Below are 16,656 nucleotides of genomic sequence, written 5' to 3' on the forward strand. Positions count from 1 at the left end.
TGGACATAGGCGATGCCGCCGCCGATCGGCAGGGTCAGCAGGTTGCCGTTGATGACCTCCGACGCACCCTGGCGCAGGAGGTTGAGGTCCTGCGACACCGTGGTGTCCGAGTTGAAGAGGTTCTGCGCCTGCCCTGGGCCGACCGTGGAATCCTGGCCCGAGGAATCGAGCAGGGTGAGCCTGCCGTAGTCCTCGCTCTTGACGCCGTCCTCGCCGGTGCCGGCATCGCCGTTGGCTGCAAGGAATCCGTAGAGGACGTTCCGCGGTTCCTGGCCGACCGGAACGAACGGGATGAAGGGCGTGGTCAGCGAGAAGGCTGCGGCGTCCTGGTCGGGCATCTGTAGCGTCAGGTAGAACGGCGGCTGCCGGACGGTCGACTCGGCACCCAGGGTTGGATCCCCGGGAACGCTCCACGCTTCGTTGTTGCTGTAGAAGGGCTCGGTCTCGGTGACGTGATACCGGGCCAGGAGTTCACGCTGGACCTTGAAGAGGTCCTCCGGGTAACGGACATGCGCCATGAGGTCAGCTGACATCTCGCTGTAGGGCTTGATGGAGGACGGATAGACGTTCTGCCAGGACTTCAGGATGGGGTCCTCGTCATCCCATGCGAACAGCTCCACGGAGCCGTCGTAGGCGTCGACGGTGGCCTTGACCGCGTTGCGGATGTAGTTGACCTGCTCCGCGGGCAGGGCGGTGGAGAACCCTTCGGCCGTCTGTGAATCCTGGGTGGCCGATTCCAGCTCCTGCTGTGTGGAGTACGGGAAGTCGGCGCTCGTCGTGTAGCCGTCGATGATCCACTTGACGCGGCCGTCAACGATCGCAGGATAGCTGTTCCCATCCAGTGTCAGGTAGGGAGCGACCTTTTCGACACGCTCGACGGGGTCCCGATCGTAGAGGATCTGCGATTCGCTGTTCACCTGGTCGGAGAGCAGGAGATCGGTGGACTGGAACTTCAGGGCGTAGACCAGCCGGTTGAAGGCGTTTCCGACCATCGGTCCACCGTCGCCCTCGAACGTGCTCCGCGACTCGTTGTCGGAGCTCTCGCTCTGGGGCCGGTCGATCTCGCTGGGAGCTGTCCCCTCGGGGGCTCCCACCACCGAGTACACCGGCGATTCCTCGCCGAAGTAGATGCGGGGCTCATAGGTGGATTCATCGCCGAGCACGCCGGTGGAGGGAATTCCGGACTGCAGGAATTCCGGCCGCCCGTCGGGCTGCACCGTGGACCCGGCCGCGGCGACGACGCCGTAGCCGTGCGTGTAGAAGACGTGTTCGTTCACCCATCCAGCGGGAACACCGTCCACGTCGAGCTCCCGGACTGCAATGACGGTGTCCTGAATCTCGCCGTCGATCTCGTACCGATCGACGTTCAGGGTCTCGGGGAACTGGTAGTACTGCCGGAACTGCTGCAGCTGGCTGAAGGCGTCCGACACCAGGTTCGGATCCAGCAGGCGGATGTTGGCCGTCGTTTCTCCGTCGTCGCCCAGCGCTCCGGCCTGCGGCACATCGGTAGGGTTGTACGCCGACACCTCCACCTCGTCGAGACCGTAGGCCTCCCGGGTAAGTGCGATGTTGCGGTCGATGTATTCGCCTTCGAGTGTCAGCTCCGAGGGAACCACCTGGAAGCGCTGGACGACCCACGGGTACACGCCACCCGCGAGCAGAGCAGTGATGATGAGCATCGCGGTGCCGATCACCGGCAGCCGCCACCTGCCCAGGATGACCCCGATGACGAAAAGTATGGCGACGATGACGGCGGCGACGGCGAGGATCGCCTTGGTGGGGATGACAGCGTTGACGTCGGTGTAGAGTGCCCCGGCCCACCGTCCCTGGTTCTGCAGGGTGGCATAACGGTCGAGCCAGTAGTTCACCCCCTGAAGCAGGAGGAACAGGGCCGCGACGACGGCGATCTGGACCCTCGCTGCCTTGGTGGTGAACACCCCCTTCTCCTCGAGGCGGATGCCGCCGTAGAGGTAGTGGGTCAGGACCGACGCGATGGCACTGATGATGACGACGCTCAGCAGGAATCCCGTGACGAAACCGAAGAACGGCAACGAAAACATGTAGAACGCGTAGTCGATCCCGAACTCCGGATCCTGCCTGCCGAACGGTTCCTGGTTGATGAACAGGAGGACCTGCTGCCACTGGGAGGACGCCGCGGTGCCGGCGAAGGCCCCGAGCACCAGGGGTATGCCGAGCATGAGCAGCCGTCGGATCGGTTCAAGCTGCGCCTGGTACCGGTTGAGGTTGTCCTGGATGGCGCTGTCGGGCGCGTAGATGGGCCTGCTCCGGTAAGCGATCCGGAGGCTGAAGTACACGGCGCTCGCCATGATCAGGAACGCCGCCAGGAAGAGCGCGATGCGCGAGAGGTTCTCCGTGATGAACACTTCGAGGAAACCGAGCTGGTCGTACCAAAGGACGTCGGCGTATACCTGTGAAAGATAGACGAAGGCGATCACGATGACAGCGACCACGATGATCGTGGGGATCAGCGGACTGCGTCGTCGGGTGGTGGAACTTGCTGGGCTCGGCCTGCTGCCGAATGGCCGGTCTGGTCCGGATGTCACATCTACCTCATCGTTGGCTGCTGTGGATCACGACGACCCTGGCTGACCACCTTCAGCTGGCCCGGTAGGAGCGAACCTGAAACAGCGTGCAGCCACCGTCTTCGTGGTTTCATTCTGCCCTGTTCACGCGCGGGCAACCCAATCCAGTTCCCCGTTGTCGGGAATCCCCGCCGACCGTAATCGAACCGTGTCCTGATCAGGTCTCAGCTGCACGACGGGAGGGATGCCGCGTCTCCGCCATCCGCGAGCACCTCGACCGCCTCGACGGCGTCGTCGAGCGTCTCGACACTCACCACCGTCAGCCCGTCGGGAATGTTACCGACCACCTCGTTGCAGTTCTCCGCGGGAGCAAGGAACACCTCGGCGCCCTCCGATCGCGCACCGACCAGTTTCTGGCCGATACCACCGATGGGTCCCACGTCTCCCATGGAATCGATGGTGCCGGTACCGGCGAAGGAACGCCCGCCGGTGAGGTTGCCCGCGGTCAGGGTGTCGATGATGCCGAGCGCGAACATCATCCCCGCGGACGGCCCGCCGACGTTGTCGAGCTGGATAGTGACATCGAAGGGGAACTGGAACGTCGAACGAAGGAGCACGCCGAGCTGGTAGTCGCCCTCCTCGGACTGCTTCGGCGCCACTGTCTCCTGCGTGGACGCTCCGTCCCGCTGCACCGTGAGCGTGACGGAATCCCCGGCGGCGTCGTTCAATGCCGTCCGGATCGTGCTGATATTGACGACGTCGGTGCCGTCGATGGACTCGAGGATGTCCCCCTCCTCGAGGATCTCGGCCGATGCCGAGTCCTGAGCCAGGCCGGCTACTGTCAGGGACTCGCTGAAGTCGATGTCGAGTTGCCCGAACGCCGCGGCGATGGCGGATTCCTGGGAGGACGTCATCGCGACCGAGTTCTGCTCACGGAGCTCGGACTGCGTGGTACCCGGCGGGTAGACAACTTCCTCCGGAAGGACATCGCGGTCCGGGTCGACCCAGCCCCCGAACGCATCGAAGATGCTCACCTGTCCATTCGGCCCGCCCTGGACGAAAACCGTTGTCAGGCTCAACTCGCCCTCCGCCGGATAGCTCTGTGCACCGGACACTTCGATCAAGGGCTGGTCATCGACCTCGCCGATCGTGTTGAACGTGGGGCCCGGCGATTCGACGACGTAGGGCGCGGGCAGCAGGAGGGCGATACCGCCGAGCACCACAGCCAGCGCTCCGGACACCACCATGGCCGGAAAGCGGGGGTCCCTCGGTCGCGTCCCGGCGGCATCGGGCGTGTTGAACTGCGGTGGGTGTGTCAATGGTGGTTCTTCCTTTTCCTCGGACCGGCCCTGAACAGCAGCAACCGCTGGCACAACGTGTTTCGACTATCGGCCTTCCATTATCAGCCTAAGCGTTGCTTCCAGGGCACGCGCGCTGCAACCGCCTCTCCCTGCCCGCGGGCAGCCCCATTCTCGGAACCGACTCTTTGCCGACAGCGAACGGGTGCCCGCATTCGGGGACAAGCCCATGGAACGCCCGGTACCGTGGGGCGAACAACCGCGCCGGTTCTTCGCCGGGCTGCGCGGGCAACAGACGCTATTCCAGGACCGGTGGTATCAGTGACCAACCCTTCCAATTCTTCCAGCGACGACGACGCGCCAAAGGACCCGCTCTCCGAGATGATCGCGCGGATGCTGGGCGGGGACGCGCAGGGCTTCGACCCGCAGGAGATTGCGCGGGCCGCAGGCCTTCCCTCCGACCCGCAGGCAATGATGATGATGATGCAGCAGGTCCAGGCGATGTTCTCCACGCCCAGCGAGGGGCCCGTCAACTGGCAGCTCGCGCACGACCACGCCCGGCGCGTCGCTGCGACCGACAACGATCCGGCGGTCTCGCCCGTGCAGCGCCGCGGCGTCGACGAGGCACTGAGGCTGGCCGAGATGTGGCTGGATCCGGTCACCGATTTTCCAAGCACCGGCCAGGTCGGCCGCGCCTGGTCCCGCGCGGAATGGGTCGAGGCGACCATGGGAACCTGGCGCCGCCTCACCGAACCGGTGGCGACCAGCATCGCGAAGGCACTGTCCGAGACCATCAGCGAACAGCTTCCCGAGGAGATGAAGTCGATGATGGGCATGATGGGCGGGCCCTCCTCCATGCTGCAGAACATCGGCGGCGCCATGTTCGGGATGCAGCTCGGCCAGGCGGTGGGCGCCCTGTCCAAGGATGTTGTGGGATCCACCGACATCGGTGTCCCGCTTTCCGACGAACACATGGCGTTGCTGCCTTCGAACGTCGCGGACTTCGGCAAGGGCCTCGATGTTCCCGAGCAGGAGGTAATGCTGTTCCTGGCCGTCCGCGAAGCAGCGCACGCGCGCCTTTTCACCCAGGTGCCCTGGCTGACGGGACACCTCCTGGGGACGATCGAGCGTTACGCCCGCGGCATCCACATCGATATGTCCAAGATCGAGGAGGCCGCCCGGGACATTGATCCGACGAACCCGGAGAGCATGCAGTCCGCCCTGTCCCAGGGCGTTTTCATGCCGGAACGGACGCCGGAGCAGGACGCCGCGCTCGAGCGCCTCGAAACCGTGCTGGCCCTCGTCGAGGGGTGGGTCGACGAGCTGACGGCCGCAGCCACGGTCAACCTGCCGTCGTCGTCCGCCCTGCGCGAGATGGTGAGGCGGCGCCGGGCGACCGGCGGCCCGGCGGAGAACGCCTTCGCATCCCTTGTGGGGCTCGAGCTCCGCCCGCGCCGCCTCCGTGACGCCGCATCGCTGTGGTCGCTGTTGTTCGAAGAGCGGGGTATCCAGGGCCGTGACGCGATCTGGGAGCACCCGGACCTCCTGCCCACCGCCGAAGACCTCGATGACCCTGCAGGTTTCTCCCAGCGGCGCAGGCTGGTGGAGTCTTCGGAGGCCGACGTCGATGCCGCGCTGGAGCGGCTGCTCTCCGGCGATTTCGATGCGCCCGCTGCAGGTGCACCCGGCACTCCGACGTCGGGGACCACCGGGGATGCTGACGGCGCCGACGACGGCACAGCGGGCGACGGCGACGGCGACGGCACAGCGGGCGACGGCGACGGCACTGCGGGCGGCGACGGCAGGCCCGGAAGCCCCTCCTGACAGGTTCGCCCGGGGTCAGTCTTCTTGAAGCCCCCGGCCCACGGCGAATGACACCCCGGAGAGGAACGCTTTCGCAGTCTCCGTCCGCGGGTAGGCAGTGAGCAGGTTCCAGAACCGCGCGTTGTGCGACGGTTCGATCAGGTGGGCCATCTCGTGAAGAATCACATAGTCCACCACCCAGTCCGGCATGCCTCGCAACTTGACGGACAGCCGTATCGATTTCCGCGCGGGTGTTGCCGATGCCCACCGCGAATTCTGGTTGGTCACCCAGCCGATCGTGTCCGGTACGCCCCTGCCGCCGAGAAAGCTCCCGGCGAGCTCCCGTGCCCGGTCCAGAAGCTCCTCGGCCGGGGCATCCGAGTCGGGTGAGAGCCCGGGCGGGTACTTCTCCCCCATGCGCTGCACCATCCGCGCAACCCACTCGTCCTCCTGGGAGAGCGAGAAATGGGCGGGAATCGACACAATGATACTTCCGTCCCGAAGGTCGGCGCTGACGGTGCGCTTCCGCCGGGTCGAACGGCGGACGACGACGGGACGCCCCTCCCCAGCGGAATGCGGTCCCGGACTCGTTCCTTCAGGGATGACAACCAGGTCTTGTATTCCGCCGACCGGCATGTCAGCCGTCCCCGACGATGTTGAGGACCGACTCGCCGTATCTTTCGAGCTTGGCAGAGCCTACCCCGGCGAGGTCTCCCAGTTCGTCGAGGGTCTGGGGCCGGGCCTCAGCAATGGCGATCAGCGTCGCGTCGGTGAACACGACGAAGGCCGGGACGTCCTTTTCCCTCGCCTCTTCGAGCCGCCAGCTGCGCAGCGCCTCGAACGTGTGTTCCTCATAGGTTGCCGGGCACTCCCCGCACCGGCCCATTTTCCGCTCCGAGCCGGAACTGAGTGGACGCCGGCACACCCTGCACACCGCGGGCGCCGCGGCTTTCCTCGGTTGCCGCGCTTTGGGCTGGCGGAAGGCCTGCGCACCGGATCCCGCAGGACGAAGGACGTCCAGGAAGCGGGAGGGCTTCCGGCTGGCCCGGCCCCCCGGGGATCGGGAGGTGGACCACGACAGGAAGAGGTGGGCACGCGCCCTGGTGATCCCGACATACAGCAAGCGGCGCTCTTCGTCGATGCCCTCCTGCGTATCAGCGAAGGAAATCGGCACGAGTCCCTCGCTGAGGCCCACCAGGAACACGGCATCCCATTCGAGGCCCTTCGCCGAGTGGAGCGAGGCAAGGGTGACGCCCTGAACCGTCGGTGCATGCTGGGCGGCTGCCCGATCTTCGAGCTCGGCGACAAAACTCTGGAGGGTGAAACCGGCAGCTCCCCGCGCAGCGTTGATTTCGTCGGCGAGGCCCACCAGGGCTGCCAACGACTCCCATTTCTCCCGGACGGCTCCGGAGTTCTGCGGTGCGACGGAGGTATAACCGAGGGACGCGAGGACGTCCCTCACCTGCTGGGGCACGTCGTCGTCGCCCTGGACCCTGGCGGCTGCACGAAGTTGGAGCATGGCATCCCGGACCTCGCGTCGGGCGAAGAAACGCTCACCTCCCCGCAGCTGGTACCCGATGCCCGCGCTAGTGAGCGCCTGCTCATAAGCCTCGGACTGCCCGTTGGTCCGGTACAGGATGGCAATTTCGCTCGCCGCCACTCCGGACTCCCGGAGCTGGCCGATCCGGCGGGCAACCTCGGCGGCCTCCGCTTCATCATCACTACACTCGGTGAAAACGGGCTCCGGACCGGCGGCACGCTGGGCGATCAGCTCCAGCGGCTTGGACCAGAACGTGTCGACCGCCCGTTTGTCCGCTTCGGAATTACGGGCGGCGAGCAGGGTATTGGCGACACGCACCACCTGGGGTGTGGAACGGTAGTCGCGGACCAGCTTCACCACCTGGGCGCCCTCATACCGCTTGGTGAACTCCAGGAGGTGGCGCGATGTTGCCCCGGTGAAGGAATAGATGGTCTGGCTGGCGTCCCCCACCACGCACAGTTCACGGCGCTCCCCCAGCCACAGATCAAGCAGCCTCTGCTGCAACGGGGAGACGTCCTGGTACTCGTCCACGACGAAGTGCCTGTACTGGCTCCGCACCGTCGCGGCGACCTTCTCGTCCTCCTGGAGGATGCCCACCGTCGTGAGCAGGACATCCTCGAAGTCGATGAGGTTCCGGTCGATCTTCAGGTCCTCGTACGCGGTGAAGATCCGGGCCACGGTGGTCAGGTCCATTCCGGCGGGCTCGGCCCGGCCGGCTGCTGCCGCGGTGTAGTTGTCCGGCGTCAGCATCGACACCTTCGCCCACTCGATCTCGGCTGCGACATCACGGATCGCTGCCCGGTCCGTCGAGAGCCTGAGGCGTCTCGCCGACTCCGCGATGAGTTGCGCCTTGTGGTCCACCAGGGCGGGCAGCGGGCCGCCGACGGCGGAGGACCAGAAATACTGGAGCTGCCGAAGTGCGGCGGCATGGAAGGTGCGGGCCTGCACGCCTCCGGCACCGAGGTCCCGGAGGCGTGTCCGCATCTCCGCCGCGGCCCGCGCGGTGAAGGTCACAGCAAGCACCTGCTGCGGTTTGTACACCCCGGTGTGGACTCCGTAGGCGATGCGGTGCGTGATCGCCCGCGTCTTTCCGGTTCCAGCCCCGGCCAGCACGCACAGCGGACCTGACAGCGAGCTTGCGACACTCCGCTGCTCGTTGTCCAGACCGTCAAGAATTCGTTCTTCGAAAGGCTGTTCGGACACTACGGACGTACCTCGGCCGGTTCCTCGTCGAGGGGTCCCCCGTACCAGCGTTCGATCAGCGCTCGCGCAATAGACACACTTCCGGCGATGGTGATGTCCCCGTCGCGGACCGCCTCGAAAAGTTCCTGGCGGGTGAACCATCGGACGGTCTTGATCTCGACGCCGTCGGGCTCCAGTTCGGTTCCAGACGCCACCGCCGTGAAGCCGAGCATGATGGAGGCGGGAAAGGGCCAGGGCTGCGAGCCGAGATACCGGGGCGAGTGGACTTCCACACCTGATTCCTCGGCCACCTCCCGCACCACTGCAGCTTCGAGTGACTCTCCGGGCTCGACGAATCCCGCGAGGGTCGAGAATCGGTTCTCCGGCCAGGTGACCGCCGAGCCGAGCAGCAACCTGTCATCCTCATCCACCACGGAGACGATGATTGCCGCGTCCGTGCGCGGGAAGTGCTGGGAGCCGTCCTGCGGGCAACGGCGCACCCATCCGCCGTCGGCCGGAACGGTGGGACTTCCGCAGCGCGGGCAGTGGGTGTGGGTGGCGTGCCAATTGGCCACTGCGGCACCCGCCACGAAAAGGCCGGCGTCGCGGGGATCGAGCGAGGCCGCCACGTCGCGCAGGCCGAGCCACTCCTCTTCCCCAGCGAGCGCGAAGTCGGGTTCGTCGAGGACGACGAGGACCACCTGCTTCCCTGCGTCGGCGGCACCCGGGAGGACCCGCCCCAGGTAGACGGGATTGGCGGGTTGCCGGATCCCGCTTGCAGGGAAAAGCTTCAGCCCGGTGCCGGTGACGGGAGCACGTCCGTCGGCGAGCACCAGGACCAGCGTTTCCGGGGACGACCACAGGGAATCGAACAGGTCGGGAGCCAGCCGGAGCACTCCGTCCCGGTCGGTGTCGGACCGCGACAGCGGCAGGGAACCCAGCGGTGGGAGAACCAGGGTTCGGAGCGGTTCAGTCATAACTCAAAGGTACTTTCTCGCACCCTCAAAAGACATTTCGGATGCGCCTTCGGGGAGGAAGAGTGCCACCCATCTCACGACTCGCCGCAACCCGATTACTCCTGAACCTCCACGAGCCCCTACCGTTGAACTTGTGAAACGGACCCCCATGGAACTCGCTGCAATTGCCAGCGCCGCTGTGCCGGGGCTTGCCCCGACAGGAGTGGCGGGCGCTCCGGACGACACCGCGGATTTCGACTCTGCGCTCCTCGTCGACGACTCCGGGAAGCAGTGGCGCGTCCGTTCACCCAAACATGTGGAAGCGAGCATGAGGCTGGAAACCGAGGTGAAGGCACTTCGGGCGTTCACTCCTGTGGTCAAGGCTGAACTGCCCTTTCTGATCCCGCACATCGCGGGAAGCGTCCGGCAGGGAAACATCAGCACTTTCGTCTATTCACATCTCGAGGGCACCACCAGGAGCCTGGATGTTCTGACGTCGGCCGGTTCCGGGATGGCGGAAGAGCTCGGGAAGACCATCGCAGCGATCCATCAGCTCCCCCAACTGCTCGTCGAACAGGCAGATCTGCCGAGCTACGGAGCCAACGAGTTCCGACAGCGCAAGCTCAATGAACTGGACCAGGCGGCCACCACGGGCCGTATTCCTGCGGTTCTGCTGCGCCGTTGGGAGCATGCCCTCGAGGACGTGGCCCTGTGGCGGTTCAGCCCGTCAGTGGTCCACGGCGACCTGCACGAGGACCACCTGCTGATCTCGGCAGGCCGGGTAGCGGCCGTCACAGGTTGGACCGATCTTCGCATCGGCGACCCGGCGGACGATTTTGCATGGCTCGCCGCCGCGATGGACCACTCCTTCGTCGACCGTGTCTATGCGGCCTATGCCGGGGCTTCCGAAGCGCCGGTCGATCCGCACATCGCACGCAGGGCGTCGCTGGCGGCGGAGTTCGCCCTGGCACAGTGGCTGGTACGTGGGATTTCGCTCGAGGACCGTTCCATGGTGCTCGAGGCCGAGGAGATGCTGGCGACCCTGCAGGCCGATGTGGAAGCCACCGAACTGGCAGCGCCTTCCCCCGGGCGCGCTGCGTCGACGAGCGTCCTGACCATCGATTCCGATCGGCCCGAAGCGGACGCCGTGCGGGCGAGCGGTTCGAATGCCTCCGACGACGGCCTCGACAGCCGGCACCGACACGAGGACGACCCGGCACCGGCACCGGCCGAACACTCCACCACTGCAGAAGACCTCGAGGACGACGCCGGCTTCGCCGACACTTCAGTCGACGCTGCCGCCGAAACTGCAGTGCCGGCCGTGGCCCCTGAAGGAGACGCAGGCTCCGCCGACACTGCGGCACCGGCCGAGGACTCCGAGAACGACGCCGGTTCCGCGGACACTGCGAATCCTGTTGTCGAGCCCGCCGGGCGCCCTCAATACTCTCCAGCAAACGGTAGTTCCGCATACCCGGGGAACCGGTCCGGTCAATTCCACAGCGATGCGCATTCGGAGAATGACCCCCACGGGCGTGCTCGGATGAACCATCACCCGGGCGCGGCGCCTGCGAAGGTCACGCGGCTGTGGCCGGACAGTGGTTCCACGGTCTCGATGAACATCAACGACGTCGAGACCTCGGCTCTGCCCATCATTTCCTCCCGCCGCTAGGCGCCTCCACCGAGGACACGATCTTCTCGAGCTCTGCCTCGCCGGCGAGGTCGTGCGGACGCACCAGCCTGTTGTCCGCGATGTAGAAAAAGGCCGCACGGACCTGCTCCAGCGGCACCTCGTTCAGCCGTGACCACGCCAGCCTGTAAAGCGCGAGCTGCACCGCCTTCGTGCCCCGGCGTGTCCCGCTCGGTGGACGCCCGGTTTTCCAGTCGATGAGGTCCCAGCCCCCGTCCGCGTCCCGGAAGACCGCGTCGATCCGGCCGCGCACCACCACTCCGCCCACCCTCGTTTCGATCGGCACCTCGATCCCGGCCGGCGTCCGGGCTGACCATTCGGAGCGCTTGAAGATGTCCGCCATCTCGGAAAGTCCCAGCGCCTGGTCGATATGCTCATCTGCGGCACCGGGGTATTCGCCGAGGTCGAGCATGCCGCTGGTTCCGTAGAACTCCTCGATCCAGGCATGAAAGGCCGTCCCTTTTCGTGCTGCGGAGCCCGGCTTGCGCGGTACGGGCCGACGGAGTTGGGTCATCACCGCTGCCGGATCCTCGACGAGTTCCACAAGGGTCGAAGCTGAGATGTGGGCAGGCAGTTTCACTGGAAGCGGACGAAGGTCCTCGGACTGGCGGGCGAGCGCGAGATCCACCTCCCGCACCCATCGTCCTTCGGTGAGCGGAGCATGCTCCGCTCCGGCTCCGGACTCTTCGGCGATTTTCGCGACCGACGCCGCTGCCGACTCGAGGGCCGGCCTTCGCGGCCCGAGCGGGTCAAAGGGCCAGAGCGCCCTCTGCGGCACGGCATTGGCAGGATTGCTGGTTCCCTCGTCCTCCTCGGGGAGCCACTGGATCAACGAGAAGCCGGACTCGTCCTTCCTCGCAAGTTCCAACAGGTCCAGGACGTAGCCGGACGGAGGGGAAGCGTTGGTCCGGCCTCCACCCCAGGCGGACGAGGTGCAGACAAGGACATGTTTGGCGCGGGTGAAGGCAACATAGGCGAGGCGCCTCTCCTCACGTTCCGTGTGCGCCTTGGCCTCACCGGCGAAACTCTTCTCGCTCTCGAGCCACCCCTTCTGGTCCGGCTGCTCCCAATCCCACTGCGGAAGCTCCGTCGCGTCACCACGAAGGCCCCAGGGGATGGCGGAGTCACCTGAACTCCACCGCGAATCCGTGCCGCTGGGGAAAGCACCTCCGTTCAGACCAGGAACCATCACGATGTCCCATTCGAGTCCCTTGGAGGCGTGAACCGTCAGGAGCTGGACGGCGTCCCTGCTGGCCTCGAGCTGTGTCACAGGAAGGCCGTCCTCCTCTGCGTCGGCGGCCTCGAGCCACGCCAGGAAAGCGGGGAGGTCCACGCGCTCAGCCGAGGCAGTAAAACTGGCGACGGCTTCCGAGAACGCATCGAGGTTCCGGCGTGCGTCGTGGATGCCTACGCCGGGCTTTGCCGCCACCTCGATGTCCAGCAGGATGGTCCGCTCCACCTCTCCGACGATGGTACCTAGATCATCCCCGACGAAATGCCTCAGGGCGCGGAGCTCGTTTCTCAACACCTCAAGGCGGGTGCGCCCTTCGACGCTGAGCTCCCTGCCCGAAACCGATACCCAGCCCGGCGGCGGCAGGTGGTCGACCGCCTCGACCAGGCTTCCGGCCTCAGCGAGGTCATGCTGCACGACGGTTTCCGAACCCGTCCCACCGGCAGGCGCCTCGGCGTCGGTGCCGAACTTCGGGCGTCCTCCTGCCTCGCGGGACCGCGCCAGCTGCCGCGACCAGTCGCCCAACCCCATGAGATCCGCCGGACCGATGCGCCACCGGGCGCCGGAGAGCAGCCGAAGCATGGAATCGGAGCGGTCCGGATCGCCGAGGACCCGGAGTACAGCCAACATCTCGACGATCTCCGGCGTCCGGAGCAGCCCGCCGAGACCCACGATCTGCACGGGAATGCCCTGACGCTCCAGCTCGCCGCGGATGGGTTCGAACTGTTTCCGGCTGCGGCAGAGCACTGCGAGCGTCGGGCGGAGCCGTATTCCCTGTTCGTCCCGTTCGAAGGTCCGCCGGGAGTGGTGGATGATCTGCGCCGCAAGGGCTTCGGCTTCACTCGGTCCGGTGGTCCTGCCCTCCGGGCCGCCGCCGGGCAGCGGATCCTGTGCACGGCCCGGAGCGACACGCGCGTCCGAAAGGAACCGCCCGAGGATGACCTCCCCCACCGGAGCCCCCGGTTTCGACTCGAGGTCGGGCACCGAAAGGGGCCGGGGGGTCCGCAGCCAGGGCGCCGGCACTCCAAGGGGTGAGGACACCGTATTCGCGGCAGCGAGGATCGCGGTCGAGTTCCGCCACGCGACCGACAGGTTGGCAACGGGAGAAGGTGCCCAGCCGGCGCCCGGAACAGCGATCGGAAAAGCGGTGCGGAACGTACCGAGCTGGCCTGCGGAGGCGCCGCGGAAGCCGTAGATCGACTGGTGGGGATCTCCGACGGCCGTCACCGCCCGGCCGTCGGCGAAGAGCCTCGAAAACAGGACCATCTGGGCGTGCGAGGTGTCCTGGAATTCATCGAGCAGGACAACCTTGTACTTCTCCCGTTCGAGAGCAACAGCTTCGGGGATCTCCTCGGCGATACGTGCCGCCAGGGCAACCAGGTCGCCGAAGTCGAGTTGCCTGCGTGCCAGCTTCGCCTCCGCATACTGCTCGACCAGCTCAGTGACGCTTCCGCGGGTGCGCAGCTTGTTGAGGAGCGACTCGACGCCCTGCGCCGGTCTGCGGGGTGTCCCTGCGACATACTCCCAATGTTGCACGGCGTCGATCTGGTGGCGCAGCTCAGCCCGCGCCTGGGACGGTGCCACCAGATGCTCGGCGCATTCGCCCGCCATGTCGATGACGCCCTTGACGAGCGTGGATTTGGCCGCTGTGAAGTGAGTCCACTCACCCTGGTACGCCTCGACGACGGAATGGGCGAGTTGCCAGGCCTGCGCAGTCCCCAGCAGGACGGAATCCCGTTCGACACCGATCCTCAGGCCGTAGTCCTGCACGATCGAGTTGGCGAAGGAGTGATAGGTGGACACGGCCGGGTCCAGGTCGCCCAGGCCTCCGGTGCCGCCGCCGTGCGGTTCCTGTCCCAGTGCCTCGTGAAGCGCCGCCAGCCGCTGTCGGATACGGGTACCGAGCTCCCCTGCCGCCTTGCGCGTGAACGTGACGCCCAGGATCTGCTCGGGCCGCACCAGGGAATTGGCGACGAGCCACACCACGCGATCGGCCATGGTCTTGGTCTTGCCGGAACCTGCGCCGGCGACGACCAGCTGCGGCTGCAGCGGCGCCTCGATGACCCGCACCTGGTCATCGGTGGGGTACTGCACGGGCGAGTTCGGATCGGAGTGAAGCAGTTCCGCGAGTTCGCGCGCCGAATAGCGCCGGGCGGTCTGCCTCGCGTCCCGCCCCGCGGCGGCTTTCGGTGCCGCCGGAGTCGTCACTGGGTCACCTGCCGGCCTTCTGCGCAGAGTGGACACACCTCGGGGAGGCGGCAACCGCTTCCTCCGAAGCCCGATCGACGCGGGTCGTGCACCGTCTCGAAGGACGCGGCCGACATCAGGCGCGCAGCTTCCTGGATCATGGCGCGCGCCCAATCCTCGGAAGGATCCAGGGGGTGCTGTTCCTGCACCGATGCCTCCTTGTTCTTCGTTCCCAGATGAACAAGCGCCGCCCCTCCCGATTCCCGGGCCGCTGCCCGGTCTGTAAGCCCTCCCTCGTTGACGGCAACCTGATAGGAGGCGAGCTGCGGATGCCCCTCGATTTCCTTCTTCGCGGGCGCGGACCTGCCTGTCTTGAGATCGACGATGACCGGCCGCCCTTTCGAATCCTCTTCGAGCCTGTCGATCTGGCCCCGCAGGCGCGCCGTCCGCTGCTGGCCTTCCTCCTCGAACGGAAGATCCACTTCGAAGTCCACCTCGGTCGCCAGGAGCCTGCGGCCGGATTGCCGTGCCAGGATGACGTAGGCGGCGAGCTTCCTGACCATGCCCTCCGCCCTGCGGAGGTCCGCCTTTCCTTCCCAGGTGTCCTTCATCCCGAGCGTGGGCCAGCGCCGCTCGAGTTCGGCGACATACTCGTTGCCGGTCGCTTCGGGCAGATCCTGTGCTATCGAGTGAACGAGGGTACCGAGTGAGCGGGCGAAGTCGGTGGTCTTCTCGCCTCCGGCCGCGGACACGAACCAGCTCAGCGGGGACGTCAGGACGGAGTCGACTTTCGAGGGTGACACCGGGACAGGTGCCTCAAGGGGCAGGACGGGCCGCGTGGTGCTGAGGTCCAGCAACCCCCACCACTGTGCGGGGTCGGCCCCCGGTATTTCCGGTGACCTGGCCGCCATCCTCCCCAGATGCGCCACTGCTTCGGTCGCCAGGGCCGGGTTGCCCGGATCCTGCGCGAATTTCCTCAGCTCAGCGACGAGCGCGCGAAGCGTGAGCGGCCGCAGCACTTCCGTTCTCGGGCGTTCGGTGGTGCCCGGGGGCAATGGGTCAACGAGGTCGAGGAACTGCGACGGCTGATCGTCCTGCGAGGACACGGCGCAGCAGACCAGTTCTTCACTTGCGCGGGAAACAGCTGTCGAGAACGTTCTCAGCTCATCGAACCTGATGTCCTGGAGGAGGCTGAGGGGCTGGCGGTGTTGCCGGAACGATGCTCCGTGGTCGAGGAGCGCCTGGAGTTCGCCCGATCCGAGGAGTTCACCGCGCAGGCGCAGGTTCGGCCAGATGCCCTCCTGGAGTCCGGCGACGATCACGAACGGCCAGTGGCGGCCCGCGGCACTGGCCGGGGTGAGGACCGAGACCGATGCGCGCCGTCGTGCCCGTGCTGCGAGTGTATCCATGGGGAGTTCCTGGCTCAGCAGATACTCGAGGAACAATCGCGGCGCAGCCCCCGGCATCTGGTCGACGAAGCGTTCAGCGGTCTGGAAGAGAGCCAGCATGGCGTCGAGGTCGCGGTCGGCCCGCACCGAGCCCTGCCCTTCGCTCAGCGCCGCGGCGGACCATTTGTCCGAGAGTCCGCTGACCGACCAAAGCTCCCACAGGACGGTTTCCGGATCGGCCGAAGCAGCGGTGAGAGCGTCCTTGCCGGCCCGGATCATCCTTTCGATGCGGCGTGCAGGACCGGCTTCACTGCCGAGTCCCTCGTTGGCCAGGGGCGAGGTCAGCAGGTCCACCAGCAGCTCATCGCTCGTGCGCCCGCCGCCTTCCTGCAGCTCCCGCCGACGAAGCACCTGGCGGAGCCTGCGCAGCTCCAGGGTTCCGGCGCCCCCGATGCGGGAGGTCAGCAGCGATACACACAGCTCAGGGTCGATGCCGCGATCTCCCACCACCACGGAGAAGATGTTTAGCAGCGGCCGGACGGCCGGTTCGTCCCGGAGCGCTGTCTCGGAAGCGGGCACGTTGACGGGAATCCCCTGGGCAGCGAGGAAACGCTGGACCGTGGCGACCTGGGCCCCGTTGCGGACGATCACGGCAACGTCATCGAAGGTCCGGCCGCCGAACAGGTGCGCCTCGAGGATCCGCTGCACGATGTAGCGCTGCTCGTGGAAGACCGAATCGACAAGGTGGGAAGCAACGGAAGGCCTGGCTTCCGAGGAAGTCGACGGCGTTGCAGGGTCGCCGGGACCGGGCCGGCTCTGCGACGTTTCTACCGCAGGCCCA

At 66.5% G+C, this 16,656-nt stretch carries 9 protein-coding genes; 2 read left to right on the forward strand and 7 right to left on the reverse strand.

What is annotated here, in order from left to right; genetic code table 11:
* Together Y705_RS0104925 and Y705_RS0104930 are read right to left on the reverse strand one after the other, a co-directional pair.
* Positions 1-2,564, reverse strand: a 2,564-nt coding sequence (locus tag Y705_RS0104925) for a UPF0182 family membrane protein (RefSeq protein WP_444826156.1), incomplete at its 3' end; no start/stop codon positions are given.
* A 203-nt stretch (positions 2,565-2,767) separates the two neighbouring features.
* Complete coding sequence (locus tag Y705_RS0104930) at positions 2,768-3,862, reverse strand: YlbL family protein (RefSeq protein WP_026532044.1); 1,095 nt, start codon at positions 3,860-3,862, stop codon at positions 2,768-2,770.
* A 360-nt stretch (positions 3,863-4,222) separates the two neighbouring features.
* On the opposite strand from Y705_RS0104930, the gene Y705_RS0104935 reads away from it, so the two are divergent.
* Positions 4,223-5,665, forward strand: coding sequence for a zinc-dependent metalloprotease (locus Y705_RS0104935; RefSeq protein WP_081737807.1), 1,443 nt, complete (start codon positions 4,223-4,225; stop codon positions 5,663-5,665).
* A gap of 15 nt (positions 5,666-5,680) precedes the next feature.
* On the opposite strand, the gene Y705_RS0104940 is transcribed toward Y705_RS0104935, so the two are convergent.
* The 3 genes from Y705_RS0104940 to nudC form a co-directional block, all read right to left on the reverse strand.
* Positions 5,681-6,127 (reverse strand): M48 metallopeptidase family protein, encoded by a 447-nt coding sequence (locus Y705_RS0104940; protein ID WP_343212717.1) that lies wholly within the window; start codon positions 6,125-6,127, stop codon positions 5,681-5,683.
* A gap of 154 nt (positions 6,128-6,281) precedes the next feature.
* The gene (locus Y705_RS0104945) at positions 6,282-8,387 is read right to left on the reverse strand and encodes an ATP-dependent DNA helicase UvrD2 (RefSeq protein ID WP_026532047.1); all 2,106 of its coding nucleotides are present in this window, start codon (positions 8,385-8,387) and stop codon (positions 6,282-6,284) included.
* Entirely contained in the window at positions 8,387-9,343 is a 957-nt protein-coding gene (nudC, locus tag Y705_RS0104950; RefSeq protein ID WP_026532048.1) for an NAD(+) diphosphatase, read from the reverse strand. Before nudC ends, Y705_RS0104945 begins: the two co-directional genes overlap by 1 nt.
* A gap of 148 nt (positions 9,344-9,491) precedes the next feature.
* On the opposite strand from nudC, the gene Y705_RS23480 reads away from it, so the two are divergent.
* Entirely contained in the window at positions 9,492-10,991 is a 1,500-nt protein-coding gene (locus tag Y705_RS23480) for a phosphotransferase (RefSeq protein WP_081737798.1), read from the forward strand.
* Here the strand turns inward: Y705_RS23480 and Y705_RS0104960 are convergent.
* Both Y705_RS0104960 and Y705_RS17535 read right to left on the reverse strand, forming a co-directional pair.
* Positions 10,972-14,448: an ATP-dependent DNA helicase gene (locus tag Y705_RS0104960; protein WP_026532049.1), complete on the reverse strand. Its 3,477-nt coding sequence runs from the start codon at positions 14,446-14,448 to the stop codon at positions 10,972-10,974. The genes Y705_RS23480 and Y705_RS0104960 overlap by 20 nt on opposite strands.
* On the reverse strand, positions 14,445-16,656 hold a 2,212-nt coding region (locus Y705_RS17535; RefSeq protein WP_081737799.1), incomplete at its 5' end, for a UrvD/REP family ATP-dependent DNA helicase. The genes Y705_RS17535 and Y705_RS0104960, both read right to left, overlap by 4 nt.

This window comes from Arthrobacter sp. H41 (assembly GCF_000520535.1).
Taxonomy (GTDB): Bacteria; Actinomycetota; Actinomycetes; order Actinomycetales; family Micrococcaceae; genus Arthrobacter_D.